Source organism: Alteraurantiacibacter aestuarii (assembly GCF_009827405.1).
Classification (GTDB): domain Bacteria; phylum Pseudomonadota; class Alphaproteobacteria; order Sphingomonadales; family Sphingomonadaceae; genus Alteraurantiacibacter; species Alteraurantiacibacter aestuarii.
Map to the genome: position 1 here is coordinate 199,846 of NZ_WTYY01000002.1, position 15,240 is coordinate 215,085.

Sequence of the window (15,240 nt, forward strand, 5' to 3'; positions counted from 1 at the left end):
AGTGGCGGCCCGGTACATGCCCGGGCCTGCCTGGTCAAATGCCTTGCGGCTTAATCGACGACCACTTCCACCATGTGCGGGAGCTTCTTGAGCGCTCCGCGCACTTCGGGAGTATCCTGCAGCTCAACAACCTTGTGCATCTTGTTGAGGCCCAGACCGATGAGGATCTGGCGCTGGATCTTGGGACGACGGATCGGCGAACCGATCTGCCTGAGCTTGATGGTTTTCTTCTCGGCCATCTTGATTACTCCGCGATAGCTTCAGCAGCGGCTTCGGCCTCTGCTTCGCTCGCGCCGCCGCGACCCAGAAGGTCGGCGACTTTCTTGCCACGACGCTGGGCAACGGACTTCGGAGAAGTCTGATGTACCAGCGCGTCGAAAGTGGCGCGGATCATGTTATAGGGATTGGAGGTGCCGATGGACTTGGTCACAACGTCGGCAACGCCAAGGCTTTCGAAAACTGCGCGCATCGGACCACCGGCGATGATGCCGGTACCCGCAGGTGCCGAACGAACATTCACCTTGCCGGCACCGAAATGGCCCATGCCATCGTGATGCAGCGTGCGGCCGTCCTTGAGCGGAACGCGAACCATCTTCTTCTTGGCAGCAGCAGTCGCCTTGTTGATAGCTTCCGGCACTTCGCGTGCCTTGCCGTGGCCAAAGCCGACGCGGCCCTTGCCATCGCCAACCACGACCAGTGCAGCAAAACCAAAGCGCTTGCCGCCCTTCACCACCTTGGCGACGCGGTTGATGTGGACGAGCTTTTCGATCAGCTCCTCACCGCCATCATCGTCACGGCCACCGCGGCGATCGTCACGGCCACCACGGCCACCGCGTCCACGGCCACCTTCGCGGTTGCCATCACGGCCACCGCCGCCACCAGCACCGCCGCCACGACCACGGCCACCGCGATTGTTCTCGCGCGGCTGGGAAGGAGCGCCGGTATCGGCAGACTCCGTTGCCGCAGCTTCGGTTGTTTCGGCCACATTGGGTGCAACTTCTGCCGCAGCAGGAGCATTTTCCACCGGAGCCTGCGGGGTGGCGTTTTCTTCTGTGTTGTTCTCGTCAGCCATCATCAGAACTCCAGGCCGCCTTCGCGGGCAGCATCGGCCAGCGCTTTTACGCGGCCATGAAACAGGAACCCGCCGCGATCGAACACGACAGTGGAGACGCCAGCCTTCTTGGCGGCAGCGGCAATATCCTTGCCCACCTTGGCAGCGGCATCGACATTCGCGCCCGAGATCTTTTCACCCAGGGTTGAGGCGGCAGCAACAGTGCGGCCGTCCTTGTCATCGATGATCTGCGCATAGATGTGCCTGCCCGTGCGGTGCACGGAAAGGCGCGGCTTGGCGCCGGAACGCTTCTTGAGCGCGGTGCGCACGCGGCGGCGGCGGCGCTCGAACAGGGAAAGCTTTGCCATCTTACTTCTTCTTCCCTTCCTTGCGGAAGATATACTCGCCGCGATATTTCACACCCTTGCCCTTGTAAGGCTCCGGCTTACGGAATTCGCGGATCTCTGCGGCGAACTGCCCGACAGCCTGCTTGTCGATCCCGCTGACTTCGATCGTCGTCTGGTCAGGGGTCTTCACTTCAAGCCCGGCGGGCACGTCAAGATCGACATCGTGGCTGAAACCGAGCTGCAGCTTGAGCTTGTTGCCCGTAGCCGTTGCACGATAACCAACGCCGTTGATCTCCAGCACCTTGGTGTAACCCTCGGTCACACCTTCGACCAGGTTCGATACCAGAGTGCGCTGCATGCCCCAGTAGGAGCGGGCGCGCTTGGTCGAATTGGCCGGCTTGACGCGGATCACGTCGCCCTCGACCTGATAGTCGATATCATCGACCAGGCCGATGGTCAGGGTGCCCTTGGGGCCCTTCACGCTGAGCGTGCCGTTATCGATCTGCGCGGTTACGCCACCAGGGATGGCGACCGGCTGTTTACCAATGCGGCTCATCAGAACACCTCCGCGAGCACTTCGCCGCCCACGTTCTGGGTGCGCGCTTCGGCATCCGAAAGCACACCACGAGGCGTCGAAACGATGGAAATGCCAAGGCCGTTGCGCACCGGAGCGAGTTCCTTGGAACCCGAATAGACGCGGCGGCCAGGCTTGGAGACACGGGCGACATGCTTGATAGCAGGCTCACCCTCGAAATATTTCAGTTCGATACGCAACGCCGGGTGCTGACCCGAAGCGTCTTCGCTGTAGCCACGGATGTAGCCTTCGCGCTGAAGCACTTCGAGGACGTTTGCACGCAGCTTTGAAGCGGGCGAAAGGACGGAATCCTTCTTCGCCTGCTGGCCGTTGCGGATACGGGTGAGCATATCACCCAGGGGATCGGTCAATGCCATGTTCTAGATCCTCACCAGCTCGACTTGGTCACGCCCGGAATCAGACCCTTGTTGGCCAGATTCCGCAGTTCGATCCTGTTCAGGCCGAACTTGCGATAATAGCCGCGCGGGCGGCCGGTGGTGGTGCAGCGGTTGCGCACACGTGTGGGGTTACCATTCCGCGGGATCTCGGCCATCTTCAGGCGAGCCATCAGACGCTCACTCTCATCGAGCGATTCATCATCGGCAACAGCCTTGAGACGGGCGTACTTCGCCGCGTACTTGAGGACGAGAGCCTTACGCTTCTCGTTCTTGTTTATGGAACTCAGTTTCGCCATTGGACTTAAGCTCTCCTGCGCCGCTTACGCGGCAGCCTTTTCTTCTTCGGCTTCTTCAGCCGGGAACGGGAAACCGAACAGACGCAGCAGCTCGCGCGCTTCGTCGTCGGTCTTGGCGGTGGTGGTCACGATGATATCCATCCCGCGCACCTTTTCGATCTGGTCGTAGCTGATTTCCGGAAAGATGATCTGCTCCTTCAGGCCCATGGCATAGTTGCCATTGCCGTCGAAGCTGTTCGGATTCAGCCCACGGAAGTCGCGAATGCGAGGCATTGCGATCGTCACCAGGCGGTCGAGGAACTCGAACATGCGGTCACGGCGCAGGGTTACCTTGCAACCGATCGGCATGCCTTCACGCAGCTTGAACTGCGCGATTGACTTCTTCGCCTTGGTGATCACCGGCTTCTGGCCAGCAATCAATTCCATTTCTGCGGCAGCAATCTGGACCTTCTTCTTGTCCTGACTCGCTTCGCCAACACCCATGTTCAGCGTGATCTTTTCCAGCTTGGGCACCTGGTTCGCGTTGGTGTAACCGAATTTCTCGGTCATCGCCTTCGTGATCTGATCATTGTAGCGCTGCTTCATGCGCGGTGTGTAGACTTCAGCCATCGATCGTCTCCCCGGACTTGACGGCTACACGGACCTTCTTGCCGTCACGCTCTTCAAAGCGCACGCGGGTCGGCTTGCCATCCTTGGGATCGGCAACGGCAACCTTGCCAATCGCCATCGGAGCAGGAGCACGTTCAATGCCGCCCTGCGGGTTTGTCTGCGTCGGCTTGCGGTGACGGGCAGCGACATTCACGCCCTCAACCAGGACCTTGCCTTCTTTCGGCATGACCTTGGACACGGTGCCGGTACGGCCCTTGTCCTTGCCCGACAACACGACGACCTTGTCGCCCTTCTTGATCTTTGCGGCAGCCATTACAGCACCTCCGGAGCAAGCGAGATGATCTTCATGAAGCCCTTGGAGCGCAGTTCACGCACCACCGGGCCGAAGATACGGGTGCCGATCGGCTCCTCGCTCTTGTTCACGAGAACAGCGGCATTGCTGTCGAAACGGATCACGCTGCCGTCGGGACGACGAACGTCCTTGCGGGTGCGCACGATCACGGCACGGTGAACGTCACCCTTCTTAACACGGGCGCGTGGCTGGGCTTCCTTGATGGAAACCACGATCACGTCCCCGACAGACGCGGTACGACGCTTGGACCCGCCCAGCACCTTGATGCACTGGACGCGCTTTGCGCCGCTGTTGTCCGCGACGTCGAGATTGGATTGCATCTGGATCATTGATCCGGTTCCTTCTCATTGGCTTTCCGGGACTTGGCGGTGCCAGCCCGGGAGTTCCTAACGACTAAAATCAGTTGCTTGCTTCTTCGACTTCCAGGTCGGCCTCTACAGCCTGCCCCTTGCTCGCAGTCACACGGTCGAGGACCTTCCACGTCTTGGTCTTGGAGATCGGTTTGGTCTCCTCGATGCGGACGGTATCGCCTTCGCTGAATTCATTGGCTTCATCGTGCGCGTGATACTTCTTCGAACGCTTGATGATCTTCCCGTACAGCGGGTGCTTCACGCGGCGTTCGACCTTCACGGTCACGGTCTTGTCGGTCTTGTCGGAGGTGACGGTCCCGGTCAGGATACGCTTCGGCATCGTTAACTCCTTAAGCCTTGGCGGCTTCGGCAGAGGCGCTGTTGGCGCGCTCTACCTGAAGCGTCTTGATCTGCGCGATACCGCGGCGAACTTCCCGGACCCGAGCAGGACGCTCAAGCTGGTTGGTCGCGCTCTGGAAGCGCAGGTTGAACTGCTCACGCTTGAGCTCGGTCAGAGCAACAGCGAGCTGGTCGTTGGTCTTGGTGCGAAGATCTTCGATCTTGGACATGACTTATGCTCCCAGGTGCGAGGTGTCGCCCAGACGGGCAACGACCTTCGTCTTGATCGGCAGCTTCATCGCCGCACGGCTGAAAGCTTCAGCGGCCAGCGGGCCGGGAACGCCGTCGAGCTCGAACAGGATACGGCCGGGCTTCACGCGAGCGGCCCAGAATTCGATGCTGCCCTTGCCCTTGCCCTGACGCACTTCAGCAGGCTTCTTCGACACCGGAACGTCCGGGAAGATGCGAATCCAGAGGCGACCCTGGCGCTTGATGTGACGCGTGATGGCACGGCGCGCAGCTTCAATCTGGCGTGCAGTGATACGCTCGGGTTCCATGGCCTTGAGACCATAGGAGCCGAAATTCAGATCCGTACCGCCCTTGGCCAGGCCATGGATACGGCCCTTGAAGGCCTTGCGATACTTGGTTTTCTTCGGTTGCAGCATTGCTTTACCCTAACCTCAACGAGCCGGACGGACGCCGGAAGTCTGTGCTTCCATCATCAGCCGGTCCTGTGCCATCGGATCGTGGCCAAGGATTTCGCCCTTGAAGACCCAGACCTTGATGCCGATGATGCCATAGGCGGTGAGCGCCTCGGCTTCGGCGTAATCGACGTTGGCACGCAGTGTGTGCAAAGGCACACGGCCTTCGCGATACTGTTCCACGCGGGCGATTTCAGCACCGCCCAGACGGCCCGCACACATGATCTTGATGCCTTCGGCACCCAGACGCATGGCAGACTGCATCGCGCGCTTCATCGCCCGGCGGAACGCCACGCGGCGAACCAGCTGATCGGCAATGCCCTGCGCAACGAGCTTGGCATCGATTTCCGGCTTGCGGATTTCAACGATGTTCAGCTTCACTTCGCTCGACGTCATCGTGGCCAGCTTGGAGCGCAGCTTTTCGATGTCCGCACCCTTCTTGCCGATGATGACACCGGGACGTGCAGCATAGATCGAAACGCGGCACAGCTTGGCCGGACGCTCGATCACCACCTTGGAAATCGCTGCCTGGGGCAGGTTCGCCATGATGTACTTGCGGATCTCGATATCTTCCTTGAGCAGCTGACGATAGTCAGAGCCCTCGGCGTACCAGCGGCTGTCCCACGTGCGGTTGATCTGCAGGCGGAGGCCGATCGGATTGCTTTTATGACCCATCTTAAGCCTCCTCTTGCTCGCGCACGACAATCCGCAGCCGGCTGAACGGCTTGAGGATGCGGGTGGACTTGCCACGGCCGCGCGTCGCGAAACGCTTCATGGTGACAGACTTGCCAACACTGGCTTCGGCCACGACCAGCGCGTCCACATCCAGGTTATGGTTGTTTTCCGCATTGGCGATGGCCGATGCGAGAACCTTCTTGGCGTCAACTGCCATGCCGCGCTTGGAGAAGGAGAGGATGTTCAGAGCATCTTCTGCCTTCTTGCCACGGATCAACGCAGCCACCAGGTTCAGCTTCTGGGCCGAACCACGAATGGTGGTGCCAACAGCCAGCGCCTCGTTATCGCCGACGCGGCGGGGTGATTTTGCCTTGCCCATTATCGCTTACCCTTCTTGTCGGCAGCGTGGCCGGGGAAGGTGCGCGTGGGCGCAAATTCACCGAGCTTGTGACCGACCATGTCCTCACTAACGGACACCGGAATAAACTTGTGGCCATTGTAGACGTTGAACGTCAGGCCGACGAAATCGGGAAGCACGGTTGAACGGCGCGACCAGGTCTTGATCGGCTTGTTGCTGCTTGCTTCCTGAGCGTCCTGCGCCTTCTTCAGCAGGTGAAGATCGACGAACGGACCTTTCCAGACGGAACGTGCCATCTTCGCTTACCTCTTCTTTTTCGCGTGACGCGAACGGATGATCATCTTGTCCGTCTGCTTGTTCTTGCGGGTACGGGCGCCCTTGGTCGGCTTGCCCCACGGCGTAACTGGATGACGGCCACCCGAGGTACGGCCTTCGCCGCCACCATGGGGGTGATCAACCGGGTTCTTGGCGACACCACGCGTCAGCGGCTTTACGCCCATCCAACGCTTGCGGCCGGCCTTGCCCAGGTTCTGGTTCTGGTTGTCGGGGTTCGAAACCGCGCCAACCGTACCCATGCAATCACCACGAACGTAGCGCTGCTCACCCGAATTGAGGCGCACCATAACCATGCCGCGGTCACGACCGACCAGCTGCACATAGGTGCCCGCCGAACGGGCGATCTGGCCGCCCTTGCCCGGCTTCATCTCGACATTGTGGCAAATCGTGCCGACGGGCATCTGGCCCAGCAGCATGGCATTGCCAACCTTGGTGTCGACCTTTTCGCCAGCGATGATCGTGTCACCCACGGCCATCCGGTTCGGCGCGATGATATAGGACAGCTCACCGTCGGTATATTTGATCAGGGCGATGAAGGCAGTGCGGTTGGGATCATATTCGATCCGTTCCACGGTTGCTTCCATGTCCCACTTGCGGCGCTTGAAGTCGATAAATCGATACTTCTGCTTGTGCCCGCCGCCAATGCCGCGGCTGGTCACATGGCCCTTGTTGTTGCGGCCACCGGTCTTGGTCAGACCCTTGGTGAGAGACTTGACCGGCTTGCCTTTGTACAGGTCGGACTTGTCTACCAGGATCAGGGCACGGCGTGCCGGGCTGGTCGGGTTATAGTTTTTCAATGCCATCGGATCAGCTCACACCTTCGGTGATGTCAATCGACTCGCCTTCGGCCAGCGTGACAATCGCCTTCTTCATGTCGCTGCGCTTGTAGGGCTTGCCCTTCCAGCGCTTCGTCTTGCCTTTGTGGACAATGGTGTTCACGCCCGTGACCTTCACGTCGAAGAGAGCCTCAACCGCATCCTTGATCTGCGGCTTGGTCGCTTCTCCGGCCACCTTGAACACAACGGCGTTATGTTCGGAAAGCAGGGTTGCCTTCTCGGTGATATGGGGGGCGAGGATCACGTCGTAGTGACGCGCGTCCACTTCGCTCTTCTTAGCCATTGAAACGCGCCTCCAGCTTTTCGACAGCGGCCTTGGTCAGGACCAGCGTATCGTGATTGAGGATGTCATAGACATTGGCACCCACGGCCGGCATCACATTGACACCCGGCAGGTTGCCAGCGGCCAGGCGGAAGCCGTCTTCGACAGTATCGCCATCGATCACCAGCACCTTGCCGTTCCAGCCATTCTTGCCGAACGTTGCTGCCAGCGCCTTGGTCTTGGCATCCGAGAGCGACAGGCTGTCAACGACCACCAGGCCGTTGTTTGCCTTGCTCGACAGAGCCATGCGCAGGCCGAGAGCGCGGATCTTCTTGTTGAGCGACTGCTCGAAGTCACGCTTGCGGGCACCGTGGGCCTTACCACCACCGATGAAGATCGGAGCAGCGCGGTCACCATGACGGGCACGGCCGCCGCCCTTCTGCTTGCCGAACTTGGCACCGGTACGGGCAACGTCGGAACGTTCGCGCGTGGGACGGGCGGTGGCACGGCGGTTCTCGAGCTGCCAGGTAACAACCCGGTGCAGGATATCCGCGCGCGGCTCGAGGCCGAACACGGCATCGCTAAGCTCGATGTCGCCCGACGCCTTGCCGTCGATTTTCTGGACCTTGACCTTCACGATCAGGACTCCTTGCTCTCGCCGTCGGCGGCGCCGTCAGCGTTGTTCTCATCGGCAGCCACACCGGAATTCTGTTCCTCAAGCAGCGTTGCTTGCTGCTCCAGGGTCACTTCGGGCTGCACTTCATGCTCAGCTGCACCCTCGACCAGGCCGGGAGTTGCAACGTCATGCTCGGGCTGCGTGCTCTTCTTTTCCAGGATCGCACCGGGGAACGGCACGCCTTCGGGAAGCGCAAGCTTCACGGAATCGCGAACCATCAGCCAGCCGTTCTTCGAACCGGGCACAGAGCCCTTCACGAAGATCAGGCCACGCTCGGCATCGGTCCGCACAACTTCCAGATTCTGCTGGGTGCGCTGACGATCGCCCATGTGGCCGGCCATCTTCTTGTTCTTGAAGACCTTGCCCGGATCCTGGCGCTGACCGGTCGAACCGTGCGAACGGTGACTGATCGAAACACCATGGGTAGCGCGCAGGCCCTTAAAGCCCCAGCGCTTCATGGCACCGGCAAAACCCTTGCCCTGCGTGTGACCGGTGATGTCCACCTTCTGGCCGGCAATGAAATGCTCGGCAGAGATGGTGGAACCTACCGGAAGCAGGCCGTCTTCATTGTCTACGCGGAACTCGGCGACACGCTGCTTCAGACCGACTTCAGCCTTGGCGAAAGCTTCGCGCTGCGGCTTGTTGACGTTCTTCTGCTTGGCCTCGCCTGCACCAACCTGAACCGAGAAATATCCATCGCGGTCTTCAGTACGGTGAGCGGTGACCTGGCAATCCTCAAGCGCCAGAACGGTGACAGGCACATGCCGGCCATCTTCCTGGAACAAGCGGGTCATCCCGACTTTCTTCGCGATCACGCCAGTGCGCATGATCCAAACTCCTAAACAGAGGCCTGCCGGACCATCCGACAGGCTTGCACAGCCCAATATGTGATGCATCGCCCCGTCCGGGCTGAGGTGCCCTCCCCTGTGCGGGAGAGAGCGAGACGGGGGACGCAGACCCGGACCATGTTTTCCCGAAGGAAAGATCCGGCGGTATCCCAATGTCTTGCATGAACTTGCGATCATGCGGGGCCATTGAGGGCCCCTGGAATTTCGCGGTCCGTTTACAGTCCGGACCGAAGACCTGCGGCGAAATTAAGCGAGCTTAATTTCAACGTTCACGCCAGCTGCGAGATCAAGCTTCATCAAAGCATCGACCGTCTGGGCGTTGGGCTGCACGATGTCGAGCAACCGCTTGTAGGTGCGCACCTCGAACTGCTCGCGCGACTTCTTGTCGATATGCGGGCCGCGGTTCACGGTGAACTTCTCGATACGCGTCGGCAGAGGAATGGGACCCCGAATAAGTGCGCCAGTGCGGCGAGCAGTGTCCGCGATCTCACCAGTTGCCTGGTCGAGCACGCGGTGATCAAACGCCTTGAGGCGAATACGGATATTCTGAGCTTCCATGTCCATTACCGATGCGAAAGAGCCAAAGGGAGCCGAAACCCCCAAAAAACAAGAGACCGCCCCGCCTCACCGCGCCTCTTTCGAAGCTTCGGGAAGGGGCGGCCCCCTAGAAATCTCCACCGACCGAATCCCTTAAAGATCCGGTCGGTGGCGAGCCTATATTACTTAGTGATCTTGCTGACAACCCCCGAACCCACGGTACGGCCGCCTTCGCGAATTGCGAAGCGCAGACCTTCGTCCATGGCGATCGGTGCGATCAGCTTGACCGAGATCGTAACGTTGTCACCAGGCATGACCATCTCGGTGCCCTCGGGGAGGATCACTTCGCCGGTCACGTCGGTGGTGCGGAAGTAGAACTGCGGGCGGTAGTTGGCGAAGAACGGCGTGTGACGGCCACCTTCATCCTTCGACAGCACGTAGACTTCGGCACTGAATTCAGTGTGCGGGTTGACCGAGCCGGGCTTGGCCAGAACCTGACCACGCTCAACTTCTTCACGGCCAACGCCACGGATCAGGGCGCCAATGTTGTCACCAGCTTCACCGCGATCGAGCAGCTTGCGGAACATTTCCACGCCGGTCACGACGGTCTTGGCAGTGTCCTTGATGCCGACGATTTCAACTTCGTCGCCAACATTCACAATGCCGGTCTCAACGCGGCCGGTCACAACCGTACCACGACCAGAGATCGAGAACACGTCTTCGATCGGCATCAGGAAGGGCTTGTCGACCGGACGGTCGGGCTGCGGGATGAATTCGTCAACAGCGTCCATCAGGGCGATGATGGAGTTCTTGCCGATTTCATCGTCACGGCCTTCCAGAGCGGCCAGGGCGGAACCCTTGACGATCGGAATGTTGTCACCGTCGAAATCGTAGCTGGACAGCAGCTCGCGGATTTCCAGTTCGACCAGCTCGAGGATTTCCTCGTCGTCGACCTGGTCAACCTTGTTCATGTACACGACCAGAGCCGGCACGCCGACCTGACGGGCGAGCAGGATGTGCTCACGGGTCTGCGGCATGGGGCCGTCGGCAGCGTTCACCACCAGGATCGCGCCGTCCATCTGGGCAGCACCGGTGATCATGTTCTTCACATAGTCAGCGTGGCCCGGGCAATCGACGTGTGCATAGTGACGTGCAGCGGTTTCATATTCGACGTGTGCGGTCGAAATGGTAATGCCGCGCTCGCGCTCTTCGGGAGCCTTGTCGATGTTGGCGAAGTCGACGGCAGCGCCGCCGTGGATTTCAGCCATCACCTTGGTGATTGCGGCCGTCAGCGTGGTCTTGCCGTGATCGACGTGACCGATGGTGCCGATGTTGCAGTGCGGCTTGTTCCGCTCGAATTTTGCCTTTGCCATTGTTCCAATAACCTTCTTAGTTCGAATCTGATTTTTTAAAGATCAGGCGGGCACCCGCTGAATCAGGCGCCGCCCCTAGACGTTGAGCCGGCCTTACGCAAGCTTCTCCTTGACCTCTGCCGCAACATTCGCGGGCACTTCGTCATAATGGGAGAACTGCATCGAGTACTGCGCGCGGCCCTGCGAGAACGAACGCAGTTCATTCACGTAGCCGAACATGTTGGCCAGCGGCACGAATGCCTCGACCGCCTGTGCGTTGCCGCGCGTGTCGGTGCCCTGAATCTGGCCACGACGGGAGTTGAGATCGCCGATCACGTCACCCAGATATTCTTCAGGCGTCACAACTTCGACCTTCATCACCGGCTCAAGCAGTTTGATGCCGGCCTTTTCAGCCGCTTCACGCATGGCGCCGCGACCGGTGATTTCGAATGCCACCGTGCTGGAGTCGACGTCATGGTATTTGCCGTCGAGCAGCTCGATGGTGAAATCGATGATCGGGAAGCCAACGAGATAGCCGCTTTCGGCCTGCTCGCGCATGCCCTTTTCGATCGAGGGGATATATTCGCGAGGAATATTGCCGCCCTTGATGACATCTTCAAAGACGATGCCCTGCCCGCGCTCACCCGGGGTGACCCGGACCTTGGCTTCACCGAACTGACCCGAACCACCCGACTGCTTCTTGTGGGTGTAGGTAACTTCGACGGAACGACCCAGGCTTTCACGATAGGCCACCTGCGGTGCACCGACATTGGCCTCAACCTTGAATTCGCGGCGCATGCGGTCAACCAGGATGTCGAGGTGAAGCTCGCCCATGCCCTTGATGATCGTCTGGCCCGATTCATGATCGGTCGAAACGCGGAACGAGGGATCCTCGGCAGCCAGGCGGTTGAGGGCAACGCCCATCTTTTCCTGGTCGGCCTTGGTCTTGGGCTCCACCGAAAGCTCGATAACCGGCTCGGGGAATTCCATCCGCTCGAGGATGATCGGCTTGGCAGGATCGCACAGCGTATCGCCGGTGGTGGTTTCCTTCAGGCCAGCGATGGCGACGATGTCACCGGCAAATGCCTCATCGATGTCTTCGCGGTTGTTGGAATGCATCAGCAGCATGCGGCCGATCTTTTCCTTCTTGTCCTTGACCGAGTTGAGCACGGTGCCCTTGGCCAGACGTCCCGAATAGATGCGGGTGAAGGTGAGCGAGCCGACGAACGGATCGTTCATGATCTTGAACGCCAGTGCGGAGAACGGTGCGTCATCCCTGGACGGGCGCATTTCTTCGGTTTCACCGTCGAGCAGCACGCCGCGAATGGCTTCCACGTCGGTCGGCGCGGGCATGTAATCGACCACCGCGTCGAGCAGCGGCTGAACACCCTTGTTCTTGAAGGCAGAGCCACACAGAACAGGCACGAAAGCCTGCTCCAGCGTACCCTTGCGGATCAGGCGCTTCAGCGTGGCCGCATCGGGGATGTTGCCTTCCAGATAGCTTTCCATGATCTCGTCATCCTGTTCGACGACAAGCTCGATCATCCGCTCACGATATTCGGCGGCCTTTTCGGCCATGTCTGCCGGGATATCGACATAGTTGAAGGTGGCGCCCAGGCTCTCGTCTTCCCACACGATGCCGCGGTTGTTGACCAGGTCGACAACGCCGAGCAGATCAGCTTCCGCACCGATCGGGAGATAGAGCACCAGCGGCTTCGCGCCGAGGCGCTCCACGATGCTGTCCACGCAGTAATAGAAGTCCGCGCCGGTGCGATCCAGCTTGTTGATGAAGCACATCCGCGGAACCTTGTACTTGTCCGCCTGGCGCCACACGGTTTCGGACTGCGGCTCAACGCCGGCAACGCCGTCAAACACGGCGACCGCGCCATCGAGCACGCGCAGCGAACGTTCGACTTCGATGGTGAAGTCCACGTGTCCGGGCGTATCGATGATGTTGATGCGGTGCTCGGGGCCCTGGCCGTCTTCCGCCTTCCAGAAAGTGGTCGTCGCGGCAGACGTAATGGTGATCCCGCGCTCCTGCTCCTGCTCCATCCAGTCCATCGTCGCAGCGCCATCGTGCACTTCGCCGATCTTGTAGGACTTGCCGGTGTAGTAAAGGATACGCTCGGTAGTCGTGGTCTTGCCGGCATCGATGTGGGCCATGATGCCGATATTGCGATAGCGCTCCAGCGGATAGTCGCGGGCCATGTGAAATTCCTCGGTTCGTAAGGGGCAACCCTGGTCAGGCTGCGCCCCATATAGTTATAAATGTGACCGCTTGAAGACCGGGGACGCCGCCCCCGGCCCTCAACAGCGAAGCACTACCAGCGCCAGTCCTTACCAGCGATAGTGGCTGAACGCGCGGTTGGCATCGGCCATGCGGTGCGTGTCTTCGCGCTTCTTCACGGCATTGCCGCGGTTGTTGGCAGCATCCATCAGCTCTGCCGAGAGACGGGCAGCCATGGTGGTTTCCGCACGGCCGCGGGCAGCACCGATCAGCCAGCGAATGGCCAGCGCCTGGGCACGCTCGGGGCGAACTTCCACAGGCACCTGGTACGTGGCACCGCCAACGCGGCGGCTGCGCACTTCAACCGAAGGCTTGATGTTGTTCAGGGCCTCATGGAAAGTTTCCACCGGATTGGTCTTGGCGCGAGCCTCAACCGTTTCCAGCGCGCCATAAACGATGCGCTCTGCAGTGGACTTCTTACCGTCCAGCATGAGGTTGTTCATGAACTTGGACAGTACCTCATCACCAAACTTGGGATCAGGCAGGATAACCCGCTTTTCGGGACGACGACGACGTGACATATCTTAATTCCTTATCCCGAAAGCTTACTTAGGACGCTTCGCGCCGTACTTCGAACGGCTCTGCTTGCGATCCTTCACGCCCTGCGTATCGAGTACGCCGCGCAGCACATGGTAACGCACACCGGGAAGATCGCGCACACGGCCGCCACGGATCAGCACAACGGAGTGCTCCTGGAGGTTGTGGCCTTCACCGGGGATGTAGGCGATGACTTCGCGCTGGTTGGTCAGACGAACCTTGGCCACCTTGCGCAGAGCCGAGTTCGGCTTCTTCGGCGTGGTGGTGTAAACGCGGGTGCAAACACCGCGCTTCTGGGGGTTCTCTTCCATCGCAGGCACTTTGCTCTTGGCCTTGACGGGATCGCGGCCCTTGCGGACCAGCTGGTTGATCGTCGGCATATTCTCTCTTCACCTAGCTTGCTGCGACGACGACATTATCATCGCAGGTCACCTCATCCGGGCGCGAAAGCGGTACCCGCTCTCACATTGATGAGGTTCCGGCCTGGCCACACGGCTCACAAGGACTGGCCCTGCAAATCGGCGGTTTGGCCTGAAGGCACTACCGGCCCGAATGGATTGTTCTTGGATCGCGCTTCCGTCCGCTTCGTCATTCCCGCGAAAGCGGGAAGCCAGCGAAACAAGGGAGCCGCCGCAAGGCGACATCCCGTGAAGCACGAGCCGAAAACACTCCACCCGAGCACTTGAGCACCGGGTTACTTTGACAGGCCACCCCAATTGAAAAAGGAGCCTTGGCGAGTCTCCCCGCAAGGCCCCCGATTAAAAATGGGACAAAACCGCCAATGTTCAGCTCTGTTTGACCAAGGAGGAGCGAACTCCGTCTCGGTCGAGCGGGCCTTTAGGGTGATTCCCCCCTCCGGTCAATCCCGGTCCCGGTCGCGCGGCCGGTCCCGATCACGGCTACCGTCACCGCGCGCTGGGTAATTGGGCATCCGCGTTCCGCGCGGCGGCTCGTATGAGCGGCCTTCATAATGGCGATAGCGCTCCATATTGCGCGCGGGAGGCTGGCGGTAGAAATGGCCCGGATCGGCCCGGCGATAGGCGCTGGAGATCATGTCGAGCCGGAAATAGAAATATCCGTCCGTCCCCCAGTAGCCATCATAGAACGGTCCGTAAAACCCGTCATACCACACGCTGTAAGGGTGACTGTACCAGCTCATCCCCACGCCATAGGTCATGTGATTGGCGCAGCCGACAAGCGTCAGCGGAGCGGCAACAGCCAGACCGAGCAGAATGAGCGGGCGTTTCATCAAGGGTCTCCATATCTGCGCCCCACCCAGCGTGGGGCCCGATCCATGGAGGGCCTGCGCGACAAGCGCGTTAGCCCAGCTTGCGACCATGGAGAGTGTTCAATGCCCTATTGTGACGGACAACGCTTTGCGCGCGCGCAAAGTTGGTTTGGGAGGGGTGTTTGGAGCGCGGGACTTAACCGACAATGGCCTGCTCTATCTGACGTTGGAGGAGCGGACTCCCGTTTCGCATTAACGCGACTTGGGACGGGATTGGGGTCGGTGGCACAA

25 protein-coding genes are annotated in these 15,240 nt (G+C 60.1%); all 25 read right to left on the reverse strand.

Annotation, left to right across the window (positions count from 1 at the left end):
* Window positions 1-50: 50 nt before the first annotated feature.
* Window positions 51-239, reverse strand: a complete 189-nt coding sequence (gene rpmD / locus GRI32_RS03535) for a 50S ribosomal protein L30 (RefSeq protein WP_160589757.1) — start codon at window positions 237-239, stop codon at window positions 51-53.
* Between the two features lie 5 nt (window positions 240-244).
* Complete coding sequence (gene rpsE / locus GRI32_RS10760) at window positions 245-1,075, reverse strand: 30S ribosomal protein S5 (RefSeq protein WP_160589758.1); 831 nt, start codon at window positions 1,073-1,075, stop codon at window positions 245-247.
* Entirely contained in the window at window positions 1,075-1,419 is a 345-nt protein-coding gene (rplR, locus tag GRI32_RS03545; protein ID WP_160589759.1) for a 50S ribosomal protein L18, read from the reverse strand. Before rplR ends, rpsE begins: the two co-directional genes overlap by 1 nt.
* Before the next feature lies 1 nt (window position 1,420).
* Entirely contained in the window at window positions 1,421-1,954 is a 534-nt protein-coding gene (rplF, locus tag GRI32_RS03550) for a 50S ribosomal protein L6 (protein ID WP_160589760.1), read from the reverse strand.
* Window positions 1,954-2,349 carry a 30S ribosomal protein S8 gene (gene rpsH, locus GRI32_RS03555; protein WP_160589761.1) on the reverse strand — a complete coding sequence of 132 codons (396 nt, stop codon included), beginning with the start codon at window positions 2,347-2,349 and terminating at the stop codon, window positions 1,954-1,956. Before rpsH ends, rplF begins: the two co-directional genes overlap by 1 nt.
* Before the next feature lie 11 nt (window positions 2,350-2,360).
* Window positions 2,361-2,666, reverse strand: coding sequence for a 30S ribosomal protein S14 (gene rpsN, locus GRI32_RS03560; RefSeq protein WP_160589762.1), 306 nt, complete (start codon window positions 2,664-2,666; stop codon window positions 2,361-2,363).
* A gap of 24 nt (window positions 2,667-2,690) precedes the next feature.
* Entirely contained in the window at window positions 2,691-3,275 is a 585-nt protein-coding gene (gene rplE, locus GRI32_RS03565) for a 50S ribosomal protein L5 (RefSeq protein ID WP_160589763.1), read from the reverse strand.
* The gene (gene rplX / locus GRI32_RS03570) at window positions 3,268-3,588 is read right to left on the reverse strand and encodes a 50S ribosomal protein L24 (protein WP_160589764.1); all 321 of its coding nucleotides are present in this window, start codon (window positions 3,586-3,588) and stop codon (window positions 3,268-3,270) included. The genes rplE and rplX overlap by 8 nt, the downstream gene beginning before the upstream one ends.
* Entirely contained in the window at window positions 3,588-3,956 is a 369-nt protein-coding gene (gene rplN, locus GRI32_RS03575) for a 50S ribosomal protein L14 (RefSeq protein ID WP_160589765.1), read from the reverse strand. Before rplN ends, rplX begins: the two co-directional genes overlap by 1 nt.
* 70 nt (window positions 3,957-4,026) lie before the next feature.
* Entirely contained in the window at window positions 4,027-4,317 is a 291-nt protein-coding gene (gene rpsQ / locus GRI32_RS03580) for a 30S ribosomal protein S17 (protein WP_160589766.1), read from the reverse strand.
* Window positions 4,318-4,327: 10 nt separating this feature from the next.
* Entirely contained in the window at window positions 4,328-4,546 is a 219-nt protein-coding gene (rpmC, locus tag GRI32_RS03585; protein ID WP_160589767.1) for a 50S ribosomal protein L29, read from the reverse strand.
* A 3-nt stretch (window positions 4,547-4,549) separates the two neighbouring features.
* The gene (gene rplP, locus GRI32_RS03590) at window positions 4,550-4,981 is read right to left on the reverse strand and encodes a 50S ribosomal protein L16 (protein WP_160589768.1); all 432 of its coding nucleotides are present in this window, start codon (window positions 4,979-4,981) and stop codon (window positions 4,550-4,552) included.
* 15 nt (window positions 4,982-4,996) lie between these two features.
* A complete protein-coding gene (gene rpsC / locus GRI32_RS03595) occupies window positions 4,997-5,692 on the reverse strand; it encodes a 30S ribosomal protein S3 (protein WP_160589769.1) in 696 nt (231 codons plus the stop codon).
* A 1-nt stretch (window position 5,693) separates the two neighbouring features.
* On the reverse strand, window positions 5,694-6,071 hold the full coding sequence (rplV, locus tag GRI32_RS03600; RefSeq protein WP_160589770.1) for a 50S ribosomal protein L22: 378 nt from the start codon (window positions 6,069-6,071) through the stop codon (window positions 5,694-5,696).
* Window positions 6,071-6,346 (reverse strand): 30S ribosomal protein S19, encoded by a 276-nt coding sequence (rpsS, locus tag GRI32_RS03605; RefSeq protein WP_160589771.1) that lies wholly within the window; start codon window positions 6,344-6,346, stop codon window positions 6,071-6,073. Before rpsS ends, rplV begins: the two co-directional genes overlap by 1 nt.
* Window positions 6,347-6,352: 6 nt before the next feature.
* Window positions 6,353-7,189, reverse strand: a complete 837-nt coding sequence (rplB, locus tag GRI32_RS03610; protein ID WP_160589772.1) for a 50S ribosomal protein L2 — start codon at window positions 7,187-7,189, stop codon at window positions 6,353-6,355.
* A gap of 4 nt (window positions 7,190-7,193) precedes the next feature.
* Complete coding sequence (locus GRI32_RS03615; protein ID WP_160589773.1) at window positions 7,194-7,505, reverse strand: 50S ribosomal protein L23; 312 nt, start codon at window positions 7,503-7,505, stop codon at window positions 7,194-7,196.
* Window positions 7,498-8,121, reverse strand: coding sequence for a 50S ribosomal protein L4 (gene rplD / locus GRI32_RS03620; RefSeq protein ID WP_160589774.1), 624 nt, complete (start codon window positions 8,119-8,121; stop codon window positions 7,498-7,500). The genes GRI32_RS03615 and rplD overlap by 8 nt, the downstream gene beginning before the upstream one ends.
* A gap of 2 nt (window positions 8,122-8,123) precedes the next feature.
* Window positions 8,124-8,987, reverse strand: coding sequence for a 50S ribosomal protein L3 (gene rplC, locus GRI32_RS03625; RefSeq protein WP_160589775.1), 864 nt, complete (start codon window positions 8,985-8,987; stop codon window positions 8,124-8,126).
* A 267-nt stretch (window positions 8,988-9,254) separates the two neighbouring features.
* Entirely contained in the window at window positions 9,255-9,566 is a 312-nt protein-coding gene (gene rpsJ / locus GRI32_RS03630) for a 30S ribosomal protein S10 (RefSeq protein ID WP_034905023.1), read from the reverse strand.
* A gap of 161 nt (window positions 9,567-9,727) precedes the next feature.
* A complete protein-coding gene (tuf, locus tag GRI32_RS03635; protein WP_160589776.1) occupies window positions 9,728-10,918 on the reverse strand; it encodes an elongation factor Tu in 1,191 nt (396 codons plus the stop codon).
* 93 nt (window positions 10,919-11,011) lie between these two features.
* Window positions 11,012-13,105 (reverse strand): elongation factor G, encoded by a 2,094-nt coding sequence (fusA, locus tag GRI32_RS03640; RefSeq protein ID WP_160589777.1) that lies wholly within the window; start codon window positions 13,103-13,105, stop codon window positions 11,012-11,014.
* 129 nt (window positions 13,106-13,234) lie between these two features.
* Entirely contained in the window at window positions 13,235-13,705 is a 471-nt protein-coding gene (gene rpsG, locus GRI32_RS03645; RefSeq protein WP_160589778.1) for a 30S ribosomal protein S7, read from the reverse strand.
* 24 nt (window positions 13,706-13,729) lie between these two features.
* On the reverse strand, window positions 13,730-14,101 hold the full coding sequence (gene rpsL, locus GRI32_RS03650) for a 30S ribosomal protein S12 (protein ID WP_160589779.1): 372 nt from the start codon (window positions 14,099-14,101) through the stop codon (window positions 13,730-13,732).
* A 479-nt stretch (window positions 14,102-14,580) separates the two neighbouring features.
* Complete coding sequence (locus GRI32_RS03655; protein ID WP_160589780.1) at window positions 14,581-14,970, reverse strand: hypothetical protein; 390 nt, start codon at window positions 14,968-14,970, stop codon at window positions 14,581-14,583.
* Window positions 14,971-15,240: the final 270 nt, after the last annotated feature.

What these genes read in the sequence shown, in the direction of transcription:
- rpmD (WP_160589757.1), bottom strand. Translation starts at nt 239, where the DNA reads ATGGCCGAGAAGAAAACCATCAAGCTCAGGCAGATCGGTTCGCCGATC.
- rpsE (WP_160589758.1), bottom strand. Translation starts at nt 1,075, where the DNA reads ATGATGGCTGACGAGAACAACACAGAAGAAAACGCCACCCCGCAGGCT.
- rplR (WP_160589759.1), bottom strand. Translation starts at nt 1,419, where the DNA reads ATGGCAAAGCTTTCCCTGTTCGAGCGCCGCCGCCGCCGCGTGCGCACC.
- rplF (WP_160589760.1), bottom strand. Translation starts at nt 1,954, where the DNA reads ATGAGCCGCATTGGTAAACAGCCGGTCGCCATCCCTGGTGGCGTAACC.
- rpsH (WP_160589761.1), bottom strand. Translation starts at nt 2,349, where the DNA reads ATGGCATTGACCGATCCCCTGGGTGATATGCTCACCCGTATCCGCAAC.
- rpsN (WP_160589762.1), bottom strand. Translation starts at nt 2,666, where the DNA reads ATGGCGAAACTGAGTTCCATAAACAAGAACGAGAAGCGTAAGGCTCTC.
- rplE (WP_160589763.1), bottom strand. Translation starts at nt 3,275, where the DNA reads ATGGCTGAAGTCTACACACCGCGCATGAAGCAGCGCTACAATGATCAG.
- rplX (WP_160589764.1), bottom strand. Translation starts at nt 3,588, where the DNA reads ATGGCTGCCGCAAAGATCAAGAAGGGCGACAAGGTCGTCGTGTTGTCG.
- rplN (WP_160589765.1), bottom strand. Translation starts at nt 3,956, where the DNA reads ATGATCCAGATGCAATCCAATCTCGACGTCGCGGACAACAGCGGCGCA.
- rpsQ (WP_160589766.1), bottom strand. Translation starts at nt 4,317, where the DNA reads ATGCCGAAGCGTATCCTGACCGGGACCGTCACCTCCGACAAGACCGAC.
- rpmC (WP_160589767.1), bottom strand. Translation starts at nt 4,546, where the DNA reads ATGTCCAAGATCGAAGATCTTCGCACCAAGACCAACGACCAGCTCGCT.
- rplP (WP_160589768.1), bottom strand. Translation starts at nt 4,981, where the DNA reads ATGCTGCAACCGAAGAAAACCAAGTATCGCAAGGCCTTCAAGGGCCGT.
- rpsC (WP_160589769.1), bottom strand. Translation starts at nt 5,692, where the DNA reads ATGGGTCATAAAAGCAATCCGATCGGCCTCCGCCTGCAGATCAACCGC.
- rplV (WP_160589770.1), bottom strand. Translation starts at nt 6,071, where the DNA reads ATGGGCAAGGCAAAATCACCCCGCCGCGTCGGCGATAACGAGGCGCTG.
- rpsS (WP_160589771.1), bottom strand. Translation starts at nt 6,346, where the DNA reads ATGGCACGTTCCGTCTGGAAAGGTCCGTTCGTCGATCTTCACCTGCTG.
- rplB (WP_160589772.1), bottom strand. Translation starts at nt 7,189, where the DNA reads ATGGCATTGAAAAACTATAACCCGACCAGCCCGGCACGCCGTGCCCTG.
- GRI32_RS03615 (WP_160589773.1), bottom strand. Translation starts at nt 7,505, where the DNA reads ATGGCTAAGAAGAGCGAAGTGGACGCGCGTCACTACGACGTGATCCTC.
- rplC (WP_160589775.1), bottom strand. Translation starts at nt 8,987, where the DNA reads ATGCGCACTGGCGTGATCGCGAAGAAAGTCGGGATGACCCGCTTGTTC.
- rpsJ (WP_034905023.1), bottom strand. Translation starts at nt 9,566, where the DNA reads ATGGAAGCTCAGAATATCCGTATTCGCCTCAAGGCGTTTGATCACCGC.
- tuf (WP_160589776.1), bottom strand. Translation starts at nt 10,918, where the DNA reads ATGGCAAAGGCAAAATTCGAGCGGAACAAGCCGCACTGCAACATCGGC.
- fusA (WP_160589777.1), bottom strand. Translation starts at nt 13,105, where the DNA reads ATGGCCCGCGACTATCCGCTGGAGCGCTATCGCAATATCGGCATCATG.
- rpsG (WP_160589778.1), bottom strand. Translation starts at nt 13,705, where the DNA reads ATGTCACGTCGTCGTCGTCCCGAAAAGCGGGTTATCCTGCCTGATCCC.
- rpsL (WP_160589779.1), bottom strand. Translation starts at nt 14,101, where the DNA reads ATGCCGACGATCAACCAGCTGGTCCGCAAGGGCCGCGATCCCGTCAAG.
- GRI32_RS03655 (WP_160589780.1), bottom strand. Translation starts at nt 14,970, where the DNA reads ATGAAACGCCCGCTCATTCTGCTCGGTCTGGCTGTTGCCGCTCCGCTG.